Origin of the sequence: Pseudomonas gorinensis (genome assembly GCF_042015035.1) — a bacterium.
In the GTDB taxonomy this organism is placed as follows: Bacteria; Pseudomonadota; Gammaproteobacteria; order Pseudomonadales; family Pseudomonadaceae; genus Aquipseudomonas; species Aquipseudomonas gorinensis.
On the sequence record NZ_CP167125.1, the window covers coordinates 2,943,856 to 2,970,625 of the forward strand.

General features: G+C 63.0%; 21 protein-coding genes and 2 pseudogenes. 10 read left to right on the forward strand and 13 right to left on the reverse strand.

Translation table 11 applies throughout. The annotated features are described in order from the left end of the window. Positions 1-78 precede the first annotated feature (78 nt). The 4 genes and pseudogenes from AB7933_RS13540 to AB7933_RS13555 all read right to left on the reverse strand — a co-directional run bounded on the left by AB7933_RS13540 (position 79) and on the right by AB7933_RS13555 (position 4,053). A complete protein-coding gene (locus tag AB7933_RS13540) occupies positions 79-837 on the reverse strand; it encodes a helix-turn-helix transcriptional regulator (RefSeq protein ID WP_024074756.1) in 759 nt (252 codons plus the stop codon). Positions 838-1,076: 239 nt separating this feature from the next. Then, positions 1,077-1,592, reverse strand: a pseudogene (locus AB7933_RS13545) (methyl-accepting chemotaxis protein); the annotation flags it as partial. A gap of 348 nt (positions 1,593-1,940) precedes the next feature. Next, positions 1,941-3,020 (reverse strand): annotated as a pseudogene (locus tag AB7933_RS13550) (HAMP domain-containing protein); the annotation flags it as partial. A 142-nt stretch (positions 3,021-3,162) separates the two neighbouring features. Then, positions 3,163-4,053, reverse strand: coding sequence for a bestrophin family protein (locus AB7933_RS13555; protein WP_024074758.1), 891 nt, complete (start codon positions 4,051-4,053; stop codon positions 3,163-3,165). A 308-nt stretch (positions 4,054-4,361) separates the two neighbouring features. Here AB7933_RS13555 and AB7933_RS13560 point away from each other — a divergent pair, with 308 nt between their 5' ends. Further along, positions 4,362-6,488 carry a TonB-dependent siderophore receptor gene (locus AB7933_RS13560; RefSeq protein ID WP_024074759.1) on the forward strand — a complete coding sequence of 709 codons (2,127 nt, stop codon included), beginning with the start codon at positions 4,362-4,364 and terminating at the stop codon, positions 6,486-6,488. Between the two features lie 477 nt (positions 6,489-6,965). Continuing rightward, a complete protein-coding gene (locus tag AB7933_RS13565) occupies positions 6,966-8,414 on the forward strand; it encodes a hypothetical protein (protein ID WP_024074760.1) in 1,449 nt (482 codons plus the stop codon). 28 nt (positions 8,415-8,442) lie between these two features. Here AB7933_RS13565 and AB7933_RS13570 read toward each other — a convergent pair whose 3' ends face one another. Together AB7933_RS13570 and AB7933_RS13575 are read right to left on the reverse strand one after the other, a co-directional pair. Continuing rightward, entirely contained in the window at positions 8,443-9,165 is a 723-nt protein-coding gene (locus AB7933_RS13570) for a FadR/GntR family transcriptional regulator (protein WP_024074761.1), read from the reverse strand. A 48-nt stretch (positions 9,166-9,213) separates the two neighbouring features. After that, positions 9,214-10,950: an IlvD/Edd family dehydratase gene (locus AB7933_RS13575; protein ID WP_024074762.1), complete on the reverse strand. Its 1,737-nt coding sequence runs from the start codon at positions 10,948-10,950 to the stop codon at positions 9,214-9,216. A gap of 193 nt (positions 10,951-11,143) precedes the next feature. Here AB7933_RS13575 and AB7933_RS13580 point away from each other — a divergent pair, with 193 nt between their 5' ends. The 5 genes from AB7933_RS13580 to AB7933_RS13600 all read left to right on the forward strand — a co-directional run bounded on the left by AB7933_RS13580 (position 11,144) and on the right by AB7933_RS13600 (position 17,091). Further along, positions 11,144-12,466, forward strand: a complete 1,323-nt coding sequence (locus AB7933_RS13580) for an MFS transporter (RefSeq protein ID WP_024074763.1) — start codon at positions 11,144-11,146, stop codon at positions 12,464-12,466. Between the two features lie 15 nt (positions 12,467-12,481). Continuing rightward, positions 12,482-13,471 carry an AraD1 family protein gene (gene araD1, locus AB7933_RS13585; RefSeq protein WP_024074764.1) on the forward strand — a complete coding sequence of 330 codons (990 nt, stop codon included), beginning with the start codon at positions 12,482-12,484 and terminating at the stop codon, positions 13,469-13,471. Between the two features lie 10 nt (positions 13,472-13,481). After that, positions 13,482-15,062, forward strand: coding sequence for an aldehyde dehydrogenase (NADP(+)) (locus tag AB7933_RS13590; protein ID WP_024074765.1), 1,581 nt, complete (start codon positions 13,482-13,484; stop codon positions 15,060-15,062). Between the two features lie 19 nt (positions 15,063-15,081). Further along, entirely contained in the window at positions 15,082-15,945 is an 864-nt protein-coding gene (locus AB7933_RS13595) for an SMP-30/gluconolactonase/LRE family protein (protein WP_024074766.1), read from the forward strand. 141 nt (positions 15,946-16,086) lie between these two features. Then, entirely contained in the window at positions 16,087-17,091 is a 1,005-nt protein-coding gene (locus AB7933_RS13600) for a substrate-binding domain-containing protein (RefSeq protein WP_024074767.1), read from the forward strand. A gap of 115 nt (positions 17,092-17,206) precedes the next feature. On the opposite strand, the gene AB7933_RS13605 is transcribed toward AB7933_RS13600, so the two are convergent. Continuing rightward, a complete protein-coding gene (locus AB7933_RS13605; RefSeq protein WP_024074768.1) occupies positions 17,207-18,355 on the reverse strand; it encodes an aldose epimerase family protein in 1,149 nt (382 codons plus the stop codon). Between the two features lie 137 nt (positions 18,356-18,492). On the opposite strand from AB7933_RS13605, the gene AB7933_RS13610 reads away from it, so the two are divergent. Continuing rightward, positions 18,493-19,260, forward strand: a complete 768-nt coding sequence (locus tag AB7933_RS13610) for an SDR family NAD(P)-dependent oxidoreductase (RefSeq protein WP_024074769.1) — start codon at positions 18,493-18,495, stop codon at positions 19,258-19,260. A gap of 280 nt (positions 19,261-19,540) precedes the next feature. Here AB7933_RS13610 and AB7933_RS13615 read toward each other — a convergent pair whose 3' ends face one another. From AB7933_RS13615 to AB7933_RS13625, 3 genes are read right to left on the reverse strand one after another with little or no spacing between them, the layout of a single operon-like run. Beyond that, complete coding sequence (locus tag AB7933_RS13615) at positions 19,541-20,137, reverse strand: glutathione S-transferase family protein (RefSeq protein WP_024074770.1); 597 nt, start codon at positions 20,135-20,137, stop codon at positions 19,541-19,543. A gap of 38 nt (positions 20,138-20,175) precedes the next feature. Further along, entirely contained in the window at positions 20,176-20,688 is a 513-nt protein-coding gene (gene mug / locus AB7933_RS13620) for a G/U mismatch-specific DNA glycosylase (protein ID WP_024074771.1), read from the reverse strand. Then, entirely contained in the window at positions 20,685-21,647 is a 963-nt protein-coding gene (locus tag AB7933_RS13625; protein ID WP_041161158.1) for an AraC family transcriptional regulator, read from the reverse strand. The genes mug and AB7933_RS13625 overlap by 4 nt, the downstream gene beginning before the upstream one ends. A gap of 100 nt (positions 21,648-21,747) precedes the next feature. On the opposite strand from AB7933_RS13625, the gene AB7933_RS13630 reads away from it, so the two are divergent. Beyond that, on the forward strand, positions 21,748-22,983 hold the full coding sequence (locus tag AB7933_RS13630) for an MFS transporter (RefSeq protein ID WP_024074773.1): 1,236 nt from the start codon (positions 21,748-21,750) through the stop codon (positions 22,981-22,983). Positions 22,984-23,027: 44 nt separating this feature from the next. After that, positions 23,028-23,861: a glutathione-dependent disulfide-bond oxidoreductase gene (yghU, locus tag AB7933_RS13635; RefSeq protein ID WP_024074774.1), complete on the forward strand. Its 834-nt coding sequence runs from the start codon at positions 23,028-23,030 to the stop codon at positions 23,859-23,861. 76 nt (positions 23,862-23,937) lie between these two features. On the opposite strand, the gene AB7933_RS13640 is transcribed toward yghU, so the two are convergent. From AB7933_RS13640 to AB7933_RS13650, 3 genes are read right to left on the reverse strand one after another with little or no spacing between them, the layout of a single operon-like run. Then, positions 23,938-24,864, reverse strand: coding sequence for a sugar ABC transporter substrate-binding protein (locus AB7933_RS13640; protein WP_024074775.1), 927 nt, complete (start codon positions 24,862-24,864; stop codon positions 23,938-23,940). A gap of 19 nt (positions 24,865-24,883) precedes the next feature. Beyond that, positions 24,884-25,663 (reverse strand): TIM barrel protein, encoded by a 780-nt coding sequence (locus tag AB7933_RS13645; RefSeq protein ID WP_024074776.1) that lies wholly within the window; start codon positions 25,661-25,663, stop codon positions 24,884-24,886. After that, complete coding sequence (locus tag AB7933_RS13650) at positions 25,663-26,679, reverse strand: Gfo/Idh/MocA family oxidoreductase (RefSeq protein WP_024074777.1); 1,017 nt, start codon at positions 26,677-26,679, stop codon at positions 25,663-25,665. The genes AB7933_RS13645 and AB7933_RS13650 overlap by 1 nt, the downstream gene beginning before the upstream one ends. Positions 26,680-26,770: the final 91 nt, after the last annotated feature.

The window sequence follows — 26,770 nt, forward strand, 5'->3', positions numbered from 1 at the left end:
GTGTACCTCCTTGGGGTTCAGTGAGGTACAGGCTAGTCAAAACGGTGGGTCAGGTGCACTGGCAAAAATGATAGGTTCTCAGACTTCGACCAGGCGGTAATGCAGCCCGCGCGCCACGGCTTCGACGCGATTACGCGCGCCCAGCTTGCGCGCGGCGGCAACCAGGTGCAGGTTGACCGTGGCTTCGGAGCGGTGGAGGGTGGCGGCTATGCCTTTGGCCGACAGCCCCTTGGCCGAGTGTTGCAGGCACTCGCGTTCGCGGCGCGTGAGATGAATGTGGGTGCAGCAGCGTTCCGCCGGCGCCAGCAACTCACTGGCGCGGGCCTGGAACGTATGGGCCAGTACCAGCATCTCGCCGAGGTTGCGCTGGGCGTGTTGCTCGGCCTCCGCCGGGGCGCCGTCGACAAAGGCGGTCAGCGTGGCAAAGCCGCCATCGGGCAAGTGCAGCGGCACGGTCAGGCCGGTGCTCAGGCCATAGTCACAAATGTAGTGGGCCACCGGACGGTGGGCTTCGGTGAGGGCACCGTTCCAGTGAGTGTCGGTGCTGAACGACCAGGCGAACGGCGTAGTCCGTCGCGCTGCGCATTGCTGCACCGGGTCGATCTGGTAATAGCCGCGTTCGCACCACTGCGCATGCATATCGCCCGGGGCATTCAACGCCTTGAATACCGACGGCGTGATCAGTGCGCCTTCATGGCTGACGGGGACTGGCGCGTAATCATAGATCAGCGTCTTGAACCCCAGCGGGTTGATGACTTGCAGGACATGGGCCAGGCACGCGTCAAGGCTGCTCAAGGGGGCGAGTTGCTCGCTGAATGTCATCAGGTCGGTATGCATGGCGCCTCCGGGCGGTGGGATGCTTGTTGTTGCAAGCAAACACTCTGCCAACGGCGAGGCGGGGCGCTTTTCACGTTGTGGGTGGCTGGCTTGCGCCATAGGCGTGGGTATTGTCGGAGGGGGGGATCAATGGCTGGCGTGCATGCGCGATGATGGTGCGCGGGGCGTCTTGCTGCTGCTTCATATGACTGCGGCCGGCTGGCGCGCCCGGCAAGGGGCGCGCCTGTTGTTGCGGCAGGCTAGAACTTGAACCGCCCCACCAACCCCTTGAGCTGACCCGAAATATCCGTCAGCCGGCCGGACCCGGTCTGCGCCGAGTGAGCAAAGCCTTCCACCAGTTGCGCATCGGCATGGATCTGCGCGATGTGGCGGTTGATCTCCTCGGCCACCTGGTGCTGTTCCTCGGCCGCTGTAGCGATCTGGGTGTTCTGGTCGCGAATCGAGTCCACCGAGCCGAGGATCTTGTCGAAACTGTCGCGGGCCTGCTGGATACGTTCCACGCTGGTGTGCGACACCTGCAAGCTGCCTTGCATCTGCGCCGTCACTTCCTGGGTGCGACGGGCGAGGTTGCCCAGCAGGCTGTCGATCTCGCCGGTGGAGTCGGCGGTGCGTCGCGCCAGGGCGCGTACTTCGTCGGCCACCACGGCGAAACCACGGCCCTGGTCGCCCGCGCGCGCGGCTTCGATGGCGGCGTTGAGGGCCAGCAGGTTGGTTTGTTCCGCAATCGAACGGATGGTGTCGAGGATGGTGTTGATGTTCTGGCTGTCCTGCTCCAGCAACTGCATGGTCTGGGTCGACTTTTGCAGGTCTTCGCTGAGCTTGAGCACGCTGCCGGTGGCCTCGCCGATGTGTTGCTGGCCGTCGTGCACGTCACGGTAGCCTTCGTCGGCACTGGCGGCGGCGGCGCTGCAAGAGCGCGCGACTTCGTTGGACGTGGCCACCATTTCGTTGAACGCGGTGCTCACCAGCTCTACGGCTTCACGTTGGCGGCCGGCGGCCTGGTTCATGTTGTTGGCGACTTCGCTGGTATCGGCGGCGGCGGTTTGCAGGTCGGAAGAGGCGTTGCCGATGCGCTGCACCAGTTGCGCGATCATGCTCAGGAACTGGTTGAACCAGCCGGCCAGGCTGGCGGTTTCATCCTTGCCTTGTACCTTGAGTTGGCGCGTCAGGTCGCCTTCACCTTCGGCGATTTCTTGCAGGCCGTCGGCGACCCCGCGAATCGGGCGCACGATCACACTGGCGAAGCTGGCGCCGACAATCGCGAAGATCACGGCCAAGGCCGCGGCAATGGCGACGATCAGCCAGGTCAGGCGCGTGGCGCCGGCCATCACTTCATCACGCTTGATCAAGCCGATAAAGCGCCAGCCCAGGTCTTTGGAGCTGACCACGTTGGCCATGTAGGGCACGCCGTCGATCTCGACTTGGGTCACGCCGTCGCCGCGCTTGGCCAGTTCGGCGTAGCTGGGGCCGAGGTCGGCCAGGGGCTTGAAGTTGTGCTTGGCGTCGCTGGGGTCTACCAGCACGTTACCGTTGGCTTCCACCAGCATCAGGTAGCCGCTGTCGCCCAGCTTGATGTTGCGCACCAGCTCGGTCAGTTGCTTGAGCGACACGTCCAACCCGACCACACCGAGGATGTTACCGGTGGCGTCGGCGACGGTATGTACGGTGCCGATCAGCACCACGTCGTCCGGGGCCCAGTAATAGGCGCCCGTGCGCACGGTGGTGCCTGGCGCGGCGATGGCGGCCTTGTACCAGGGGCGAACGCGCGGGTCGTAGTTGTTCAGCTTGGTGTCGTCAGGCCAACTGGCGTAGCCGCCGTCGCTCAGGCCCAGGGACAGGTAGGCGGTGCTGGGATGGCTCTTGGCGAACTGGTCGAAAATCGCCAGCAGTTCTTTATTGGTCGGTGTCAGCGGGATTTGCGCGGCGTCGGCGCCCGCGTAGCTCTTGAGGTCCTTGGCCGCGACAACGCGCGGGTCCTTGGCCACGAAGTCGACGTTCTGGCTGATGCCGTCGAAAAACTGCTTCATGCCATTGTCGATCTGGCGGATTTCTCGGCCACTGCTGTCGAGGAAATTGGCCTGGGCCCCCTCGCGCACATTCAGTACAACCAGCACGGCCACCAGGACAACCGGCAGGCACGCGATGGCCGCAAACGCCCAGGTCAGCTTCTGCTTGATATTCATGACTTCTCCCGCGGGTATTTATAGTTTTGGCAAGGAAAAACGGTAGCGGTGAACGTCGCATGTGTTGTTATGAGGGGTGCGGCCCATGCGTACTCCCTCTCTATCGGCCGTGGGAGCACGCACTTTAGGGCGCAGGGGAGGCTTAGCCGATGCGATCGCCACCGAGGGCATCGCGCTGCATCGATTGCAGGTTTCTCTCGATGGTTTCGCAGATGGTTTCCATCTGGATCTGATGCTCACTGGAATGAAACGGGCTTTGCAGGTCGGTGCCGATGCGTTCGATGGCCAGCAGCATAAAACCCACCACGGTGGACGCCAGCGGCGTGAACCAACCCAGGGATTCCACCAGGCCCACCGGCACGATCAGGCAGAACAGCGAGATGAACAGGCGTGGGAAATACACGTAAGGGTAGGGCAGCGGCGTGTTGGCGATACGCTCCATGCCGCCCTGGGCGTTGGACAAGTCCACCAGGGTCGACTCCAACCGCGCCAAGCGAATGCTGTCCAGGTGCCCGGCCTTGTATTCCTTGGCCAGCAGGGCGGCCGAGCCGGTGAGGATGTCGTTGGCGAAGTTGTTGGTGGCGCCATTGCGGGCGAACTCCTCTGACGGGATAAACGCACGCACCTCGTCCGGGCACGGCAGGCCCTTGAGATGGGCTGCCAGGCAATTCACATAGGCCACATGGCGGCGCAGCAGGGTGGCTTTGACCGGGTTCACCTTGCCCTCCGGGTCATCCAGCAGGGTCAACACCTGCCGTGCAAAGCTGCGCGAATTGTTGACCATCGCCCCCCACAGCTTGCGGGCTTCCCACCAGCGGTTGTAGGCGCTGCTGTTGCGAAAACTGATCAGCACCACCAGGGCTGAGCCGAGCAGCGTCAGGGGCATCAGCGGCAGGTTGATCTTGGCGGTCAGGAACAGCATGAAATCCACGGTGACGGCGACGTCCCAGAGCAACAGCCAAAACAATGACCAGCCCACGTAGCCCATGGTCTTGATGACCAGGCGGTATTTCTTGGCGATAGCGGCTTTCAAACGAGGACCTCGCGGCGGCGGTAGGCAACAGTGCCTTAGCTCCGACGTCGCTGGGTGGGGAAGGTTCGCCTGTGGAAGTGAAACGTTTAAGTCGTGGCGGCGGGGGCCGGCCTCTCGGCCTGGAGCTTTGGCACACCGTCCCTCCCACATTTGCCTCGCGTCAAACTTCCTGCATAACGATACAAAGCGGTTACCTGAAAAATAGTGAATGAGAACAGATATCAAACGCGAATGACTTGGTATACCATTCGTGCGAATTTTTGGCAGGTTTGCCGCCCCTTCTGGCTCATTCACTAGGTTCAACATCCATGCGTCGTACCCTGATTTCCCTCTGTGTGCTTCAGGCGTTTTCCCCTTTTACCTGGGCAGAGGTGGCCTCTGCCGACAAGGCCAGTCTTGAGCTGCAAGCCATCGATGTCACGGGGGAGGCGGATTACGAGACGGCTCAAGGGCCGGTCAAGGGGTACCACGCCACACGTTCGGCGAGTGCGACGCGCACCGACACCTCGATTCATGAAACGCCGCAGTCCATCAGCGTGGTGTCCAAGGATGTGGTCGAAGACATCGGTGCCACCCGGTTGCAGGACGCACTGGACTACGCCGGCGGCGTAGGCCGCGCCAACAACTTCGGCGGGCAGGGGCTCACGACGTTCACCGTGCGCGGCTTTACCACCGGCGAGTTCTACCGCAACGGCTTCCCGATCAACCGCGGCTACCCGAACATGCCGGACGCCAACACCATCGAGCGCCTCGAAGTGCTGCGCGGCCCGGCAACCATGCTGTATGGCCGTGGCGATCCCGGCGGCACCTTCAACGTGGTCTCCAAGCAACCGCTGGCCGAGCGCACCGTTACCCTGGGCAGCCAGCTGGATGACCAGGGCATGCGTCGTGGCACCCTGGATGCTTCGGGCCCGCTGGATGAGGCGGGGCGCCTGGCCTATCGCCTGAACGTGGTGGGCGAGGGCGGGGATACCTTCCGTGATCATGTCGAAACCGAACGCTATGGCGTGACGCCGGTGATCACCTGGCAGGCCAGCGATGACACCAAGGTGATTTTCGAAGGCGACTTCATGCGTAACAATCACCCGCTGGACCGTGGCCTGACGCGCTACCCCAATCAAAAAGGCACGGCCTCGCGCGACACCTTCTGGGGTGAAAAAGACGCCGGCAAGCTGCACAACGACAACAGCATGGCCCAACTGCGTTTCGAGCACCGGCTCAACGACAGCTGGACCCTGGGCGGTGGTTTCCAGTGGCTCGACGGCACCTTGCAAGGCAATGCTGTTGAAGCCAACAGCCTCGCCGCTGACGGCCGCACCCTGAGCCGCAACTTCAACTACCGCAAACTGGAGTGGACCGATAAAGACACCCAGCTCAACCTCACGGGGCATTTCTCCGCGGGCGGTTTTGATCACACCTTGCTCACCGGCGTCGAGTTCGAAGACTACGACTACAAGTCGATTATCCAGCGTTCCAGCGGCGCGGCGGGTAGCTACCCCATCGACATCTTCAACCCGGTCTATGGCCAGGCGCGCCCGGCCCTCACGCGCACGCCGACCCACGACAAGGAAAACCTCAAGACCTACGCGACGTTTGTGCAGGATCAAGTGGCGCTGACCGAACGTTTGAAGGTGCTGGCCGGTGCACGTTTCGAGCGTTTTGAGCATGACTACACCACCTATGTGCCGGGCGGTAAAAGTTGGCAGGCCGCCGACAATGCCGTCACCCCACGCATGGGCGTGATCTATGACCTCACCGACACCGTCGCGGTCTACGCCGACGCCGCTCGCTCGTTCAAGCCCAACACGGGGGCCAGCCGCGAGGGCGGTGGGTTTGCGCCGGAGAAGGGCAAGTCGTACGAGATGGGCATCAAGTGGGAAGCCCTGGACCGTCAACTCAGCGTCGACGCAGCGATCTACCAGATCGAGAAGAAAAACGTGCTCACCACCGACCCTTTCGACTCAACCTTCAGCGTGGCCGCCGGTCAGGTGCGCAGCCGTGGTTTCGATCTGAACGTGGCCGGCAATATCACCCCCGCGTGGCGTGTGATCGGTGGCTATGCCTACGTGGACGCCGAAGTGACCAAGGACAACACCCTGCGCACCGGTACGCGTTTGCTGAACATCCCGCGCAACAGCTTCAGCCTGCTCAACGTCTACGAATTCCAGGACGGCGCCCTCAAGGGCCTGGGCCTGGGCGCGGGTGGCAAGTATGTGGATGAGCGGGCCGGGCAAACCTCCAACAGCGCCTTCTCGATGGACGCCTACACCGTGGTCGACCTGCTCGGCTACTACAAGGTCAATGACAAGGTGCGGCTGAACCTGGACGTGAAGAACCTGTTCAACCGCGACTATGAAGAGGGGGCGTTTGGCAACGTCTACGCCTACCCAGGCGAACCGCGCACGGTGCAGGTGGGCATCGCCTACACGCTCTAACGGCGTGCACCGTTTCAATGTGGGAGGGGGCAAGCCCTAATGCCTGTCAGTTAAGGCTTTTTTGTAGGAGCGAGCTTGCTCGCGAAAAACGTCAACGATAACGCGTGTCTCCTGAATGAACGCGGCGCCTGTGAGTTTTTCGCGAGCAAGCTCGCTCCTACAAAAGGCGATGTACGCTTAACTGAACGGCATTAGGGCAAGCCCGCTCGCCACAACAAGCCCGCTCGCCACAGCTACAGTGTTCCCCCCCTGAACCGACTGGCATTAGGGCTTGCCCCCTCCCATATTGAAGTCAGAGCGGCGTCAGCACATTCATCAACATGTTGCACATGTAGGCCAGCAGGTCGTTGCAGGCCTCACGCGATTGCAATCGGTGTCACACCTTGCTGAAAAACTCCACGTTGGCTGGCGATAACTATTTACTCGCGCCCAAGGAGATGAGAAAAGCTCTGCCAACTTCCTGGATATGGACGTCACATGCCTCGCTCAAGCCTTATCACCCGGCTATTGGTCGCACTGTTGGTCGGCGTGGCGCTTTGGTACGTGTGGATGATCGCCAGTGCCAAGCTCGAGTGGGGCGGCAGCAGCCCCGAGCAACACTGGCTGGGCACGGTGCCTGGCGTGCAAACGCGGGCGGTCAGCCAATATTGCACCGGTGTGCTGGTAACGCCCCAGGGCACCTGGCTGGTGGGGCGGCTGGAGGATGCCTACGAACCGTTCCAGCCGTCTGCCGCCATGGTCGACCTGAATGCCGTACTGCACGGCAAGGCGCCCGCACCGCCAAAGGAGCCGGGTGCCTTTGGCAGCCTGATCCCGAGCCGCGAGCGTGAAACCACGTTTATTTCGCGCCTGGATGCCAACGGCCAATTCACCCCTGTGGCCCATCTCAGCGGCGCAGCGTGTTTGGTGGCCAGCCCGGATGGCGCCCACCTGTACCTGTTGAGCGACGCGAACCGTCCCGATGACGCCGCCGCCCAGACCGTGGTATTTCGCAGCGATGACCAGGGCCAGCACTGGACATGGATGGCCGCAGGCTTTTTCCCGGAGGCGGACCGGGTGGCCGACAACCTGACCCCGTATTTCTACAACAAGGACGAGGTGTGGGCCTGGGGTTCACCCGGCACCGCGGACGACGAGGCCAGCGCCGACCCTTCCGGTGCAATTCCCACGGGCGTGTATTACTCCAGGGACGGCGGTGCCCACAGTGCGCCGGTCGTTGCACCTCAATCCTTGCTGGTACCGCGTGAGTACGCCCAAGGCAAGCGCCCGGACATCGTCGAATGGCGCACGGCCGAAGGGGAGTCCGGCGACGTGCGCAGCCATGTCCTGCAACAGGATGCCCAGCACGCAATGATCTGGGTGTCCCAGCGCTTTTGGGGCAGCCACCCCGACGGCCAGAGCAACAACCTGGCGATCGATATCACCACCCGTGCGTCGTTAACCCGCACGACCGGGGGCTGGCAGGTGGGGCGCCTTGAGCGTGAAGATGGCCTGTTTGTCACGGCGCTGGCGGACAACGGGGATGGCCGCGTGATCGGCTTGATCGACCGGGGCGGATATGGGCATACCGTGGTGGCCGAACTGAACACCACCACCCTGGCCTGGCAGCCCTTGAGCGACTTGCCCAGTGTGTTCTCGCCGTTGGCTGCCGACACCCAGGCCCGCGGGCTTTGGGTGGGGCGCAACAGCCTGTTGCTCAACACGTCCAGCGAACACCATCCGCCACGCTGGCTCTACTGGTGGGGGGACGCAAATATTTCCGCCGAGGCGGTGTTTTACTCCAAAGACTGGGGTCAGTCATGGCAGCGCCTGGCGGTGGATGGCTACATGGGGGTACGCGGCTTCGACGGTGGCAGCGACCGGGTGTTCTGGAGCCAACAAAAGAGCGCCGATGACACCGGCATAGGTTCCTACAGCTTGCACTAACCCAGCGGTTCAAGCTCCCCACCGCAGGTTACAGCGGGGTCAGCACATTCATCACCGTATCCAACGCCACCCGCGTGTCATCCAGTTGCACCAGCGACGCATGCCGCGCGCCGAGGGCGTCGCGGTTCTGGATCGCGGTGAGGATTGCCTTGTGCCGGGGCAGGCTCAGGCCCTGGATATCCGGGCGGCGGTTGGTGATGCTGATCGACTCGCGCAGCGGCAGCGACAACATGTTGCACATATAGGCCAGCAGGTCGTTGCGGGTGGCATCGGCAATCGCGCGGTGGAAGTCCAGGTCGGCCTGCAACAGCTGCTCGTGGGTCTGCGCGGTTTCCATGCCCAGGTAGGCTTTTTCGATGATGGCGATGTCTTCATCAGTGGCCGTGGTCGCGGCCATGGCGGCGATTTCAGGTTCGAGGATGCGCCGCACGCCCGCCAGCGTATTGAAGAACTCGCTATGGGGCGTGGACTGCATCAACCAGGACAGCACGTCCGGGTCGAGCAGGTGCCATTTCACCCGAGGCCGCACCACGGCGCCCACGCGGGGCTTGGAGTACACCAGGCCCTTGGCGCTGAGTACCCGTGTCGCTTCGCGTAATACCGAGCGGCTGACCTTGTACTCCTCGCAGAGCGTGGCCTCCATGGGCAGTCTTTCTTCGGGCTTGAAGCGACCGGAAACGATGTGCATGCCCAAGTCCTGAACGATCTGGGCATGCATGCTCTTGCGCGGCTTGGACGGCGGCTGATCCATAACGACAGGGATGCTCTGGCTTAAATTCGCGGCATCATAGCATCCCAATTAGTGGGAATGCCGAGGGACTTCCGCCCCTCGGCAACCGACCAGGAAGTCAAAGTCGCAACCCTGGTCGGCCTGCAGCACATGGTCGATGTACAGCTGGCGATAGCCGCCGACGATCAGGTTCTGCGGCGGTTTCAGGTCGGCCATGCGCGCCGCCAGCTCGGCGTCGGGGATGTCCAGGTGCAGGCGGCCGTTGGCGCAGTCAAGTTCGATCCAGTCGCCTTCCTGCACGGCAGCCAACGGTCCGCCGGCCGCGGCTTCCGGCGCCACATGCAAGACCACCGTGCCATACGCCGTGCCGCTCATGCGGGCATCGGAAATCCGCACCATGTCGGTCACGCCCTGGGCCAGCAGCTTGGCCGGCAAGCCCATGTTGCCGACTTCGGCCATGCCTGGGTAACCCTTGGGCCCGCAGTTCTTCATGACCAGGATCGAGTTGGCGTCCACGTCCAGCTCCGGGTCGTTGATGCGGGCCTTGTACATGTCGAAATTCTCGAACACCACCGCACGGCCGCGATGCTGCATCAGCTCGGCGCTGGCCGCCGAAGGCTTGAGCACTGCGCCCAATGGCGCCAGGTTGCCGCGCAGCACGCAGATGCCGCCGTCGGCGCGGATCGGGTTGTCGAGGGTGCGGATCACTTCGTCCTGGCCGTAGATCGGCGAGTCCTGGGTGTTTTCGCCCAGGGTCTTGCCGTTGACGGTCAAGGCGTTCGGGTGCGGGATCAGGTTGGCTTCACCGAGGCGACGCAGCACGGCGGGCAGGCCACCGGCGTAGTAGAACTCTTCCATCAGGAAACGCCCCGACGGTTGCAGGTCGACGATGGTCGGCATGCCACGGCCGATGCGGGTCCAGTCGTCCAGGTCGAGTTCGACGCCGATGCGCCCGGCGATGGCTTTCAAATGGATCACGGCGTTGGTGGAACCCCCGATGGCCGCGTTCACGCGGATCGCGTTTTCGAACGCCTCCTTGGTGAGGATCTTCGACAGCTTCAAGTCTTCGCGCACCATCTCGACGGCACGCATGCCCGACATATGGGCCAATACATAACGCCGCGCATCCACGGCGGGGATCGCCGCATTGTGGGGCAGGGACGTGCCCAGCGCCTCGGCCATGCAGGCCATGGTCGACGCGGTGCCCATGGTGTTGCAGGTGCCCGCCGAGCGCGACATGCCGCCTTCGGCCGCGAGGAAGTCATCCAGGGTAATGGTGCCGGCCTTGACCTGTTCACTGAGCTGCCACACCACGGTGCCCGAGCCGATGTCCTGGCCCTTGTGCTTACCGTTGAGCATCGGCCCACCCGTGACCACGATGGCCGGCACGTCGCAACTGGCGGCGCCCATCAGCAGGGCCGGGGTGGTTTTGTCACAGCCGGTCAGCAGCACCACACCGTCAATGGGGTTGCCGCGAATGGCTTCCTCCACGTCCATGCTCGCCAGGTTGCGGGTGAGCATGGCGGTGGGGCGCAGGTTGGATTCGCCGTTGGAGAACACCGGGAATTCCACCGGGAAGCCGCCGGCCTCGATCACGCCACGTTTGACGTGCTCGGCGATCTGGCGGAAATGCGCGTTGCACGGGGTCAGCTCCGACCAGGTGTTGCAGATACCGATGATCGGCTTGCCATGGAACTGATGGTCGGCAATGCCCTGGTTCTTCATCCAGCTGCGGTACATGAAGCCGTTTTTGTCGGCGGTACCAAACCACTGGGCGGAGCGTAGGCCGGGCTTTTTATCAGACATGATCGATTCTCTTATTGTATGACTATATGTTCTATCTGAAGCTAAACATAAGCGCAAAATCGACGCTTTGGAAGTGTTGTTTAGTAAATAGTACTACTATATAGTCTATCTCAACTGAGGGTTGGCCCTGGCGGATTTTCGCGAGAGGCGTCCCCCGAGCTTCTATAAGAACAACAATCGGAGATCGACCCCCATGAGCCAGGAACTGCGGCTTATCCGGCGCATTACGCTGAAACTGATTCCCTTCCTGATCCTGCTGTACCTGATCGCCTATGTGGACCGATCGGCGGTCGGGTTCGCCAAGTTGCACATGGGCGCCGACGTCGGCATCGGTGACGCAGCCTACGGCTTGGGCGCGGGGCTGTTCTTCATTGGCTACTTCCTGTTCGAGATCCCCAGCAACCTGATGCTCGACCGCTTCGGCGCGCGGCGTTGGTTCGCACGCATCATGCTGACCTGGGGCGCGATCACCATTGGCATGGCGTTTGTGCAGGGGCCGCACAGCTTCTATGTGATGCGCTTCCTGCTGGGCGCGGCCGAAGCGGGGTTCTTCCCCGGCGTGCTGTACTACATCACCCAATGGTTTCCGATTCGCCATCGCGGCAAGATCCTCGGGCTGTTCATCCTGTCCCAACCCATCGCGATGATGATCACCGGCCCGGTCTCCGGTGGCTTGCTGGGCATGGACGGCATCCTCGGGCTGCACGGCTGGCAGTGGCTGTTTATCGTGATCGGCACCCCGGCGATCCTGCTGACCTGGCCGGTGCTGCGCTACCTGCCGGATGGCCCCAAGCAAGTCAACTGGATGAGCGACGATGAAAAAGCCTGGCTCACCGGCGAGCTGAATAAAGACCTGCAAACCTATGGGCAGACACGTCACGGCAACCCGTTGCACGCCCTGAAGGACCAGCGTGTGTTGCTGCTGGCGCTGTTCTACCTGCCAGTGACTTTGAGCATCTATGGCCTGGGCCTGTGGCTGCCGACCCTGATCAAGCAGTTCGGCGGCACCGACCTGGTCACCGGTTTTATCTCCGCCGTGCCGTACATTTTCGGGATCATCGGCCTGCTGATCATCCCGCGCAGTTCCGACCGCCTGAATGATCGCTACGGCCACCTGGCCGTGCTTTATGTACTGGGCGCCATCGGCCTGTTCTTCAGCGCCTGGCTGAGTGTGCCGGTGCTGCAAATGGCCGCGCTGTGCCTGGCGGCCTTCGCGCTGTTTTCCTGCACGGCGGTGTTCTGGACCTTGCCGGGGCGCTTCTTTGCCGGCGCCAGTGCGGCGGCGGGCATTGCCTTGATCAACTCGGTGGGCAACCTTGGCGGCTATATCGGTCCGTTCGTGATCGGTGCACTCAAGGAATACACCGGCAACCTCGCCTCGGGCTTGTACTTCCTGTCCGGGGTCATGGTGTTCGGGCTGGTCTTGACCGGCGTGGTCTACCGCCTGCTGGAGCGCAAGCACGTCCTGCCGGTCGATCAATTCGCCGCCAGTGCCCGTGGCGCCACACGTACTTAATCAGGGAGAAGCTTCATGCGTTTAGTGCAGTTCGAATCAAACAACGGTGAGCGTCGGGTCGGCGTGGTGGATGGCAACCAACTGCGTGAAGTGCAAACCGCGCGCAGCGTGCGCGAACTGGCACTGGCCGCTATCGAGGCGGGCATCAACTTGCAGCAGCAGGTAGAGCGTCTCGGCCTGGGCGCCAGCCATGACTACGCGGCGTTGCTGGCCGACCTGAAAGTCCTGCCGCCGCTGGACCACCCGGACCCGGCCCATATGCTGATCAGCGGTACCGGCCTGACCCACCTGGGCAGCGCCTCGGCCCGCGACAAGATGCACCAGGGCGCTGACGAAACCGCACTGACCGACACCATGCGCATCTTCAAGTGGGGCCTGGAGGGCGGCAAGCCAGCAGCCGGCCAGGCGGGCGTGCAGCCCGAGTGGTTCTACAAGGGCGATGGCCGCATCGTCGTGCGCCCGGGTGCGGCTTTTCCGGTGCCGCCGTTCGCCGAAGACGCGGGCGAAGAGCCCGAGATCGGTGGCCTGTACGTCATCGGCCCTGACAGCAAGCCTTATCGCCTGGGGTTTGCGGTGGGCAACGAGTTCTCCGACCACGTCATGGAGCGCAAGAACTACCTGTACCTGGCCCATTCCAAACTGCGCAGTTGCAGCTTTGGCCCGGAGCTGCGCATGGGCGAGTTACCGCAGCACCTGGCGGGCACCAGCCGCATCTTGCGTCACGGCGAGGAAATCTGGCGGAACGAATTCCTCAGTGGCGAGGCCAATATGTGCCACAGCCTGGAAAACCTCGAATACCACCATTTCAAGTACAGCCAGTTCCTGACCCCCGGCGATGTGCATGTTCACTTCTTCGGCACCGCCACCCTGTCATTCGCCGACGGTATACGTACCCTGCCGGGCGATGTGTTCGAGATCAGCCAGGCCGAGTTCGGCGCGCCGTTGATCAACGGTGTCGGCAGCAGCGATGCGGCATTCGAACCCGGCCAAGTCACCCCCCTTTAAGGAGATCAACATGCCCCAGTTCCTCGGCCACAACTATATCGGCGGCCAGCGCAGCGCCAACGGCAGCGTCAAGCTGTACAGCGTCGATGCCAGCACGGGCGAAGCCTTGCCGCAGGCTTTCTACCAGGCCACGCCGGAAGAGGTCGACGCCGCCGCCCAGGCCGCCGCTGCGGCTTACCCGGCCTACCGCGCCTTGAGTGCCGCGCGCCGCGCGCAGTTCCTGGACGCGATCGCCGACGAGCTGGATGCCCTGAGCGATAATTTCATCGAGTTGGTCTGCCGCGAAACCGCGCTGCCCGCCGCACGTATCAAAGGCGAGCGTGGGCGCACCAGCGGCCAGATGCGCCTGTTCGCTACGGTGCTGCGCCGGGGTGATTTCTATGGTGCCCGTATCGACAAGGCGTTACCCGATCGCCAGCCGCTGCCACGCCCGGACCTGCGCCAATACCGCATCGGCCTGGGCCCGGTCGCCGTGTTTGGCGCGAGCAACTTTCCCCTGGCCTTTTCCACGGCGGGCGGCGACACCGCTGCCGCACTGGCGGCCGGCTGCCCGGTGGTGTTCAAGGCCCACAGCGGGCACATGGCCACGGCGGAACAGGTGGCCGATGCGATCATGCGCGCGGCTGCGGCCAGCGAAATGCCGGTGGGTGTGTTCAATATGATTTTCGGCGGCGGCGTTGGTGAAGCGCTGGTCAAGCACCCGGCGATCCAGGCAGTGGGCTTTACCGGCTCGCTCAAGGGTGGCCGCGCCTTGTGCGACATGGCGGCGGCGCGCCCGCAGCCGATCCCGGTGTTTGCCGAGATGTCGAGCATCAACCCGGTGATTGTGTTGCCCCAGGCGTTGCAGGCCAGGGCCGAAACCGTCGCCCGCGACCTGACCGCCTCGGTGGTGCAAGGCTGCGGCCAGTTCTGCACCAACCCCGGCCTGGTGATCGGTATCGCGTCGCCGGCGTTCACTGCGTTCACCCAGCAGGTGGCGCAATTGATCGGCGATCAACCCGCCCAAACCATGCTCAATGCCGGCACCCTGGGCAGCTATGCCAAGGGCCTGGAAAAACTCCTGGCGCACCCTGGCATCCAGCACCTGGCGGGCAGCGTCCAGGCCGGCAACCAGGCGCAGCCGCAAGTGTTCAAGGCCGATGTACGCCTGTTGATCGACGGCGACGAAGTGTTGCAGGAGGAAGTCTTCGGCCCGACCACGGTGTTCGTCGAAGTCGCCGACCAGGCCCAACTCACTGCCGCCTTGCACGGCCTGCACGGCCAGCTCACGGCGACGATCATTGGCGAACCGGCGGACTTTCAACAGTTCGCCGAGCTCACGCCGCTGCTGGAACAGAAAGTCGGGCGCATCCTGCTCAACGGCTACCCGACCGGCGTGGAAGTCTGCGATGCGATGGTCCACGGCGGGCCGTACCCGGCGACCTCCGACGCCCGTGGCACCTCGGTCGGCACCTTGGCCATCGACCGTTTCCTGCGCCCGGTGTGCTTCCAGAACTACCCTGATAGCCTGCTGCCCGACGCGTTGAAAAACGCCAACCCATTGCGTATCCAGCGTCTGGTGGATGGCACGCCATCGCGCGACCCGCTGTAAACCACAATCAGGAGGCGACATGTCGTGTACCGCTGTCACTGAACACCGTGCGCAACTGGGGGAAGGTCCGTTCTGGGACGTGCCGACCCAGGCACTGTACTGGGTCAATATCGCCGGCAAACAGGCACTGCGCCTGATGGGCGGGCACTTGCAGATCTGGCAGTTGCCCGAGCACGTTTCGGCGTTTATCCCGTGTGAAAGCGGTGATGCGCTGGTGACCTTGAGCAGTGGCGTCTATCGGCTGGACCTGGCGACCCAGGCCCTGACCTTGCTCTGCGTGGCCGACCCGCAACCGGGCAACCGTGGCAATGAAGCCCGCTGCGATGCCCAGGGCCGCCTGTGGCTGGGCACCATGCAGAACAACATCGGCGAACACGGCGAAGACCTGCCGATCACGCGGCGCTCCGGTGGCCTGTTTCGCATCGATGCAGACGGGCAGGTCACGCCGTTGCTGCACGGCCTGGGTATTCCCAACACCTTGCTGTGGAGCGAGGACGGCAGCCAGGTGCATTTCGGCGACAGCCTGGATGCCACGCTCTACCAGCATGCGATCCAGGCCGACGGTCAACTCGAGCCCGCAACGCTGTGGTTCGGCCCGCACGTACGCGGCGGGCCGGATGGCTCGGCCATGGACTCTGAAGGCTACATCTGGAACGCCCGTTGGGACGGCAGTTGCCTGCTGCGCCTGACGCCCGATGGTGAGGTGGACCGTATTATCGAGTTGCCCGTGAGCCGCCCCACCAGTTGCGTATTCGGTGGCCCCAACCTCACGACCTTGTATATCACCAGCGCCGCCAGCCCATTGGATCACCCTCTGGACGGTGCGGTGCTGGCCATCGAAGTCGATGTACCCGGCAAGCCTTGCCATCGTTTTGCCGGTTAGCTGTAGGCGCGAGCGTGCTCGCGAAAAGCTTGAGCGCGCCGTGTGCATTCAGGATGTACGCGTCATCGTTAACGTTTTTCGCGAGCAAGCTCGCTCCTACAAAAAACAGCAAACAAAAAACAACAACAAGGAGTCACCCGTATGAAACGTCGTCGTGGTTTGCGTTCCCTGTGCTGCGCCGCTGTGGCGGTCTCGGCCATGAGCTTGAGCGGGCTGTTGCTGGCCGCTGAAGAAGTGAAGATCGGTTTTCTGGTCAAGCAGGCCGAGGAGCCGTGGTTCCAGACCGAATGGGCCTTTGCCGAAAAAGCCGGCAAGGAACATGGCTTCAAGGTGATCAAGATCGCCGTGCCCGATGGCGAGAAAACCCTCTCGGCCATCGACAGCCTGGCCGCCAACGGCGCCAAGGGCTTTGTGATCTGCCCGCCGGACGTGTCCCTGGGCCCGGCCATCGTCGCCAAGGCCAAGGCCAACGGTTTGAAAGTGATCGCCGTGGATGACCGCTTTGTCGATGCCAAGGGCAACTTCATGGAAGACGTGCCGTACCTGGGCATGGCTGCGTTTGAAGTGGGCCAGAAACAAGGCGCGGCCATGGCGGCCGAAGCGAAAAAACGCGGTTGGGACTGGAAGGACACCTACGCGGTGATCAACACCTTCAATGAACTCGACACCGGCAAGAAACGCACCGACGGCTCGATCAAATCCCTGGAAGAGGCCGGTATTCCCAAGGACCACATTCTGACGGCTGCGCTGAAAACCCTCGACGTCCCCGGCAGCATGGACGCCACCAACTCGGCCCTGGTCAAGCTGCCCGCCGGCGCGAAAAACCTGATCATCGGCGGCATGAACGACAACACCGTGCTCGGCGGCGTGCGTGCCACTGAGAGCGCCGGCTTCGCCGCCGCCAATGTCATCGGCATCGGCATCAATGGCACCGACGCCATCGGCGAACTGAAGAAACCCAACAGTGGCTTCTTCGGCTCGATGCTGCCCAGCCCGCATATCGAGGGCTACAACACCGCGAAGATGATGTTCGACTGGGTGACCACCGGCAAGGAACCACCGAAATACACCGCCATGGACGAAGTGACCCTGATCACCCGCGACAACTTCAAGCAGGAGCTGGAAAAAATCGGCTTGTGGAACTGACGGGTTTTCTCTCGCCGTTGCACTGCGTCCACACTTAACACTGATCCAATGTGGGCGCTGTCGAGCTTTAGCGAGGCAGCCTCGCTAAAGCTCGACAGCGCTTATATAAACCGCGTCAGTCAGCGGAGAACTTGAAGACGGTGTTCTGCCGATAAGTCTGCCCGGGGTCCAGGCGGGTTGACGCAAACTTGGGCTGGTTCGGCGCATCCGGGAAGTGCTGGGTTTCCAGGGTGAAGCCACTCCAGTGCAGGTAGGTCTTGCCGCCCTTGCCCTTTACCGAACCGTCGAGGAAGTTGCTGGTATAGAACTGCACCCCAGGCTCGGTGGTGTACAACTGCAAGCGCCGTCCGGAGGCGGGGTCGTGTACCTCGGCGGCGAGTTGTTTGATATTGCCTTGGGTGTCCAGCGCCCAGTTGAAATCAAACCCGCCCTGTTTGGGCTCGGCAAATTTGAGCTGCGGATGGTCATCCTTGATGTGCTGGCCGATAGGCGTAGGTTTCAGGAAATCCATTGGCGTGCCTTTGACCGGCGCCAGTTCGCCCGTGGGAATCAAGGTGGCGTTGACTGGCGTGTAGTGGCTGGCATGCAAGGTCGCGACCTGCTTGAGGATGTCGCCATTCCCCGCGCCGGCCAGGTTGAAATAGCTGTGGTTAGTGAGGTTAAGCACCGTGGGTTTGTCGGTGGTGGCGGTGTAGTCGATATGCAGTTCATTCTGGTCATTGAGACGATAGGTGACCTCGGTTTTCAGGTTGCCAGGGAATCCCATTTCACCGTCCTTGGACAGGTAGCTCAGCTTCACACCGACGGAATCCTTATCCTTGACCGGCTCGGCTTTCCACACCTGCTTGTCGAAACCCTGGGCGCCGCCATGCAGCGAATTGGGACCGTCGTTGAGTGGCACCTGGTAGCGCTTGCCGTCGAGCTCAAAGGCGCCGCCCGCCAGGCGATTGCCAAAGCGCCCGATGGTCGCGCCGAAAAACGCCGTGCCGGCCTGGTAGCCCTGTACGTCGTCAAAGCCCAGGACCACGTCGTCGAGCTTGCCGTGTTTGTCCGGCACCTTCAGCGACTGCAGCACACCGCCGTAAGTGATCACCGTGGCTTGCATGCCATGGCTGTTGCGCAAGATGTACTGCTCGACGGCGGTGCCGTCGTTGGTTTTACCGAAAGGTTTTTGCTCGCTGGACAAACCGGCTGCCTGGGCGCCACCGCTGGCGATCATCATGGACAGCGCCAGGCCGGACAGCAGGTATCGAGGGTGCTTCATGGTCGAACTTCCTTTTGTTGTTTTGGATGGAATAGTTCTACTAATGTGCGATATTTTGTCGATATGACAGCGAATTTATAGCCTTAAACGCCAATTTCGTAAAATAAAATAAGACTAATTGATCGAGGCATCCTTTTATGAGTACTGAACACGCCGTTTATCCCGACCTCAACGGCAAGACCGTATTGATTTCCGGGGGCGCCTCGGGGATCGGCGAATTCATGGTGCGGGCCTTCGCCGCGCAGGGTGCCAGGGTCGGGTTTGTGGACCGCGCGCAAAGCCAGGGCGAACGCCTGGCGGCCCTGTTGAGTTCGCGGGGGCATGCTGTGGAATTCGTGTGCTGCGACATCACCGATGAAATCGCCTACAAGGCGGCGATAGGGCGCTTCGAGCATTCCCTGGGGCCGATCACCGTGCTGGTGAACAACGCCGCCAATGACGTGCGCCACACCCTGGAAGAAGTCGATTCGGAAACCTTCGACAAGCTGATCTCCGTCAACCTGAAACATGCCTTCTTTGCCGCCAAGGCCGTGGTGCCGATGATGAAGCGCGCCGGCAGCGGCTCGATCATCAACCTCGGCTCCGTCGGCTGGATGATGGCCTCGGCCGGCTACCCGGTGTACGCCGCCAGCAAGGCCGCCGCCCACGGCATGACCCGCGCGCTGGCACGGGAGTTGGGGCCGAACCGTATCCGTGTGAACACGCTGGTGCCGGGTTGGGTGATGACTGAAAAACAGCTGGCCATGTGGGTGGATGACGCTGCCAAGGAGCTGATCAGCCGCAGTCAGTGCCTGCCGGGCAGTGTGCTGCCGGAGCATATCGCCAATATGGCGTTGTTTCTTGCTTCCGATGCGTCGGCGATGTGTTCGGCGCAGAATTTTATTGTGGATGGTGGTTGGGTCTGAGCCTGGCTCTATCCTTCCTGCAACCCAGGCCAATGTGGGAGGGGCGGTGCGACGATTCGACTTGCCCCCTCCCACATTTGGACTGTGCAAGCCTTCAATATCGGCAGGTCTGCAGATCCTTGGCATCCACCGCCTTGGGCAACAGCGCCGGTTTGACGGGGTGTATGGAGATCAAAATGTGGGAGGGGGCTTGCCCCCGATTGCGGTGTATCAGTCAGTTCGTCCGTCACTGACCACCGCCATCGGGGGCAGGCCTCCTCTCTCATTTGAACTGCATCGCTTATTCAATCGGGTAACGCTTGAACGCCGGATGCTGCTCCAGCCGCTCGGCATGCCGTTGCAGATTAGGAAACGCATCCGCCTTGACCACCGATGCCACGGTGAACTGGCTGAACGACCAAGCAACCGCCGCGGTAATCGAGGCCTGGGTCAGTGCTTCGCTGTTGCCCACTTGCTTGTCCAGCAACGCATAGGCGGCGAGCAGTTGGCCGGTCACGCGCTCAAGCCAGGGTGCATGCAGTTTCTCGGCCGGGCGCAGGTTGTGTTCGTAGACGATCTGCACGCTCTTCTCACAGGCTGCCAGCGCCAGTCCCAGAACCTGCAAGTCCTTGGCAAGTGCCGCCGGTTGTTGGGGCAGCAGCTTCCTGTCAGTCGGGGCCAAGGCTTCGAGGTAGTCCAGGATCAGGCTGGAGTCCATCAACACCGTGCCATCGTCCAGCACCAGGGTAGGCGCCTTGACCACCGGGTTGATCTGCGCAAATTCGTTGAAGGTGCGGAACACGGACAAGGGTTCATGCTCAAAATCCACCCCGTACAAGTCCAGGGAAATTGCCACGCGGCGTACGTAAGGCGAGTCCAGCATGCCGATCAGTTTCATGAAGCCTCCATTGCTACCAGGGTGACGAGCTCAAGAGATTAAGGGCACTCGGTCGCCCGGCGCAATTGTTGATACGCCTGCACCAACTGCTCCAGGCTGAACGCCAGGTTGCGCCCGCTGGGGTTGGGCAGTACCCACACTGACGCACCGCCCAACACCTTTGGCTGCAAGCCCCAGCCGATCTCGCGCTGGCCGCTTATCGCGCTGTAGCCAGGTTTGCCGAGAAACGCCACGAAGCGCGGTGCATAGTGGCGGATCTTCTGTTCGAAGCCCGCCGCCGCCTGCGTGAACTCATGTCGCGCCAGTTCACCCGCGCTGGCCGTGGGGCGTTCCACCAACGTGGTCAGGCCGCAGTGGTAGTGCAACAGCGTGCGGCCGTGCTCGGGGCGGATTTCATGGGGGGTGAAACCGGCCAGGTGCAGGGTGCGCCAGAAGCGGTTGCTGCGGTTGGCGAAGTGCAGGCCGAGGGCGGCGGAACCCTTGCCGGGGTTGATGCCGCAGAACACCACGTTCAGGTGGTCGGCGAGGATGTCTTCCAGCCCGGCGTTCATGCCGGGCTCCTGAAGCCTTGGCGGCTGGCGCCCGGCGGTTGCCCGGTGATGCGTTTGTAGGCGCGACTGAAGGCCGCCTGGGAGGTATAGCCGAGTCGGTACGCCACTTCTTCGATGGGCACGCGCTCCAGGGTCAGCCACTGGCTGGCGAGGCGCATGCGCAGTTCGGTCACGTAACGCAGCGGTGGTACCCCCAGGGTGGCCTGGAAACGATCCGCGAACACCGAACGTGAGGTATGACAGTGCGCCGCCAGTTCGGCCACGCTCCAGTCGCGCCCCGGTTGCTGGTGCAGGGCGAGCAGTGCGCCCGCCAACCGGGTGTCGCGCAAGGCGGCCGCGAGGCCTGATGCATTGGCGCAGGCGCATTCGACCCAGCCCCGCACGATCATCGCCGCCACCACATCGGCCAGGCGCGCGAGGATGCCGGCATAACCGACGCGGGCGCTGGAGACTTCGCGTTCCATCACCGCCAGGATCGGCATCAAGCCGGGGTAACGCTGGCCCCCGGCGTCGATCAGCATCAAGGCCGGCATCAGGTTGCCAAGGCCCTGGATGCTGTCGAGCTCGAACTCCATGCAGGCGCTGAACAGCAGGGTGCTGGGCGGCTCATCGGGCGAGGCATTCACGGCACACACGGTATCGCCCAGCGGTGCGGCGTCGAAGCTGGCGATGTCCTGCACGGGGTCATCCGCTTTGGACAACAACGCGTGGGCGCCACCATGGGCGATGAACACCGCATTACCGGCCGACAACTCAAAGAGGCTGCCGTCCTGCAGGCGCAGGGTCGCGCAGCCGGCGGCCAGAAAATGGAAATACGCGTGCCCCGGCTTGGCCGCAAAGCCGATACCGAACACCGGCCCGGCCTGGATGCGCCGGTACTGCACGCCGCGCAGGCGCATGCTGCGCAGCAGCTCATTGATCAGTTCGGAGGACAGGGCGAACGCGTTGTCGGTTGGCATATTCGGGGTTTCGGTCAAAAACTCAAGGGTTTGAATCATAGATCATCCAGGGAGCGGAACCTAGACTGGCCGTCACGCTAATGCCTGAGGATGTCTTGTGATGAATGATTGTGTGTCCCATGCCCCTGTCGATTGCAGGGTAGAACCGACCACGCCGGCGTGGATGGCGGTGTTTTCCCTGGCGATGGGCGTGTTCGGCCTGCTCACGGCGGAGTACCTGCCGGCCAGCCTGCTGACGCCGATGGCCCTGGACCTGGGCGTGTCCCAAGCGTTGGCCGGGCAAGCGGTCACGGTCACGGCGGTGGTGGCCTTGTTCGCCGGGTTGCTGGTGCCTGGCCTGACGCGCGGTATCGACCGGCGCCTGGTGCTGTTGGGGTTCTCCACGCTGATGATTGCGTCCAACCTGCTGGTGGCGTTCTCGTCCAGCCTGTTGGTGCTGTTGTTGATGCGCATCTTGCTGGGCATTGCCCTTGGTGGTTTCTGGAGCATGGCGGCCGCGGTTGCGATGCGCCTGGTACCGGCGGCGTTGCTGCCCCGTGCCCTGTCGATCATCTTCAGCGGCATTGCGCTGGGTACTGTCGTCGCAGTGCCGTTGGGCAGCTACCTCGGCGGCCTGTACGGCTGGCGCAGCGCGTTTGTCGCTGCCGCCGCCGTTGGCGTGGTGACCCTGGCGTTCCAGCTGTTCACACTGCCACGCCTGGCACCCCGTGGCACCGCACGCCTGCGCACCGTACTTGATGTACTGCTGCGCCCCGGCATTGCCGTGGGCATGTTCGGCTGCGTGCTGGTGCACACCGGGCACTTCGCGCTGTTTACCTACATTCGCCCGTTCCTGGAAAGCACCACCGGGGTCGGCCCCCAAGGGCTGGCACTGATGCTGCTGGGGTTTGGCGCGGCGAATTTTGTCGGCACGCTGCTGGCCGGGTGGTTGCTGGTGCGCAATCCCCGTGGAACCCTGGTGTTGATGCCGGTCCTGGTGGGCGTCGCTGCGTTGGCCCTGGTGCTGCTGCCGGCATCGCTGCCGGGCCAGGCGTTGCTCCTGGCGCTGTGGGGCATGGCCTTCGGCGGCGTGCCGGTAGCGTGGTCGAACTGGGTGGCGCGTGCGGTGCCGGATCAGGCGGAAAGTGCCGGTGGCATGGTGGTCGCTTCGGTGCAATCGGCAATCGCGGCGGGTGCCGCTGGCGGGGGCGCGATGTTCAGTGCCACCGGTATCGACGGGGTGTTTCTGGGCGCGGGTTGCTTGATGCTGCTGGCAGCGTTGTTGATCGCCCTGCGTGTGCAGGTGCCCCGGCACGCTGAGGCGGGGAGTGTGACGCACCACCCGTCTTTGGTTTAGTCTCAAGCGCTTCGCTGATCGCAAACGCTGCTGGAGTCGTAAGCATGACCGAGTATGTACCCCCGAAAGTCTGGACCTGGGACACCGAAAGCGGCGGCACCTTCGCCAGCATCAACCGCCCGATTGCCGGCGCCACCCATGAAAAGACACTGCCAATCGGCAAGCACCCGTTGCAGTTGTATTCCCTGGCCACGCCCAACGGGCAGAAGGTCACCATCCTGCTCGAAGAATTGCTGGCCCTGGGGCACCGCGGCGCGGAGTACGACGCCTGGCTGATCAAGATCGGCGATGGCGACCAGTTCGGCAGCGGCTTTGTCGCGGTCAACCCGAACTCCAAGATCCCGGCCTTGATGGACCACAGCGGCGCCCAGCCGATTCGCGTGTTCGAGTCCGGCGCGATCCTGCAGTACCTGGCCGAGAAGTTCGGCGCGTTCTTCCCCTCCGAGCCAGCGGCCCGCGCGGAGTGCTTGTCGTGGCTGTTCTGGCAGATGGGCAGCGCGCCTTACCTGGGCGGTGGCTTCGGGCATTTCTATGCCTATGCACCGAGCAAGATGGAATACCCGATCAACCGTTTTGCCATGGAGACCAAGCGCCAACTGGACGTGCTTGACCAACGCCTGGCGGTGAGCGAATACATCGCCGGGGATGAATACACCATCGCCGACATTGCCATCTGGCCGTGGTACGGCGGGCTGGTCAAAGGCCGCTTGTATGGGGCCGCGGAGTTTCTGTCGGTGCATGAGTACAAACATGTACAGCGCTGGGCGGAGGCGATTGAAGCGCGGCCGGCGGTGCAGCGTGGGCGGCGGGTGAATCGGGTGTCGGGTGAGCCCCATGAGCAGTTGGCCGAGCGGCATGACGCAAGTGACCTGGACTGATTGAGATCCACGTGTGGGAGGGGCGGGGCGAGGGTTCGACTTGCCCCTCCCACAGTTGGATGTCCTTATCTTCGATTTATTTGTAGCGCTGTTCGAACACCGCCACCTGTTCAGGCTTGATGAGCTCGAACGGCACCCACACCTCCGACTCGATCGGCTCGCCCTTGATCATCTTGATCGCCGACTGCACTGCCTGAGTGGCCTGGGCCTTGGGGTCCTGGAACACCGAGGCGGTGAGCATGCCTCGCTTGATCGCCGCCAAGCCGTCGGGCAAGCCGTCGATGCCGATAATTGCGATCTCACCCTTGGCCTTGCCCGCCTGTTGCAAGGCCATGGCCGCGCCAATCGCCATTTCATCGTTGTTGGCCACGATGGCATCGAACTGCGTGCCCGCCAGCAACCAGTTGCTGGTCAGGTCCATGCCCTTGCTGCGTTGCCACTCGGCGCTTTGCTGCTCCACCACCTTGATGCCGGGAAAGTCCTTGAGCACCTGCTTGGCGCCTTCGGTGCGGTCATGGGTGGCGTTCTGCGCGAGGTCGCCCATGATGATCGCCACATGGCCTTTGCCGCCGAGTTTGTCCGCGAGGTAGCGCATCTGCAATCGCCCGGCTTCGATATCGTTGGACGCCACGGTGACGACGCCCTTGGGCAAAGTGCGCTCATCCGGATGGCGGTTGACGTACACCAGCGGCGTCTTGGCCGCTACGGCGGCGCGGGTCATGTTGGCGGTGGCGGCGGTGTCCACCGGCAGCACGATCACGGCGTCGACTTTCTGGTTGAGAAAGCCTTCGACCTGGTTGAGCTGGCGCACCACGTCGCCCTGGGCGTCTTCGAACTGGATCTGCACGTCCTGTTGTTTAGCGGCATTTTCCAGGCCGGTGCGCACGTAGGTCATGAAATTATCGTCGACCCGCGCGATGCTCACGCCGATGCGATACGCGGCGAAGGTCCATTGGCTGAACAGCAGTAAAAACGCAGCAACAAGCAATGAATAGCGATGCATGAGGGTGTTCCTTTTATTGTTATAGGGTGAACGCTTGACGGAAACGCTCCAGGGCCAACTCACTGTCGCCGCTGGCCCAGCCTTCGAGGCCGACCACGCCGTTGTAGCCCATGGCGTGCAGGGCCCTGGCAATGGCCGGGTAGTGGATTTCGCCGGTGCCAGGCTCCTTGCGCCCGGGCACGTCGGCCACCTGGATTTCACCGATGGCGCTGCCTGCGCGCTGGATCAGTTCGATCAGGTTTCCTTCGCCGATCTGCGCGTGGTACAGGTCCAGGTTCATCTTCAGGTGCGGGCTGCCCACCGCTTCGATCAGCGCCAGGGTGTCGTCGGCGCGGGCGAACGGAACGCCGGGGTGGTCGACCTCAGTGTTGAGGTTTTCCAGCAGGAACACGCGGCCGGCGTCTTCGCCCAGGCGCGCGATTTTTTCCAGTGTCTTGCACGCGCTCAGCCACATGCGCCCGGTGGTCTGGCCCACGGGCTGCACCGGCAGGCCGCCGTCACCCAGGCCGGTGCCGTGCAGGTTGAGGCTGGGGCAGTTCAGGCGCTCGGCGACGCCGATGGATTCGCGCGCGCTGTCGAGCAGTTGGCGGATGCCGTCGGGGTCGGTAAGGCTGCCGCTGATATAGCCGGTCATCGAGGTGAAATCGGCGCCGGTGGCGGCGAGGGCGCTGATGTCCTTGTGGGTCCAATTCCAGATCTCGGCGCTGAAACCCAGTGCGTGGATGCGCTTCACGCGCTCGATGAAGGGCAAGTCGAGAAACACCATCTCGGCACTGATCGCCAGTTTGAACGGGCTCATCAGCGGGCCCCCTGCACGGCAACGGCCTTGCCGGTTTCGAACGACTCGATGCAGGCGCGGGCGATCGCCAGGGCGGCGCGCGCGTCTTCACCACTGGCCATGGGCTTGGCGCCGCTGCGCAAGCAGTCGACAAAGTGGTTGAGTTCGGCGATGTAGGCGTCGCGCAGCAGGTCGGTGTCCATACGCTGGGTGTCGGCCTGGATGCCCTGGGCCAGGTAGCGCACCAGGTCGGAGTCGTTGAGGCTGCCCATGCTCAGCATGCCGGCGCTGCCGAACACTTCGCCGCGCACGTCGTAGCCGTACACTGCCTGGAAGTTGGCCTCGGCGGTGGCGATGGCGCCGTTGTCGAAGCGGATCGCGACCACGGCGGTGTCGAGGAAGCCTTTGCTTTTGTACTCCGGCGCGATCAGTGCGTCGGCCATCACATACACCTGCACCGCTTCGGCACCGGGGTTGAGGTAGCGCAGGGTGTCGAAGTCGTGGATCAGGGTTTCCAGGAAGATCACCCATTGCGGCGAATTGGCCGGGTTATTGAGTGCCGGGTCGCGGGTCAGCGAGCGCAACAGCTGCGGCGTGCCGATGCGGCCGGCTGCCACGTCGAGGTGGGCGGTGCGGAAGCTCTTGGCGAAGCGCCGATTGAAACCGACCTGCAGCGGCACGCGCGCATCGGCCGCGGCGGCAATGGCGCGGTCGGCTTCGTCGAGGGTGATGGCCATGGGTTTTTCGCAGAAGATCCCCTTGCCGGCGCGAGCGGCGCTGATCACCAGTTCGGCGTGGCTGCGGGCGGGGGCGGCGATGAGGACGCCGTCGATGTCCGGGTCGTCGAGCAACTGCTGCGGGTCGGTGTAGACCTTGTCCACCCCCAGTTCGGCCGCCAGGCGTGCGGCTTGGCCGGGAGTGGGGTCGGCGATGGCGGCGAGGGTCGCGCCGGGGATGTGTCGCGCAGCGGTCAAGCCGTGGAAGCTGCCCATGCGACCAGCACCGATCAAGCCCAGGCGGATATTCTGTGTACTCATGAAATGACCCCTTTTTATTGTTGGCCGCAGGACAGCCCTGACTGGCAAAGGGGCAGGAGCAAAGGTTATGCCAATTTATAAGTGACTGATA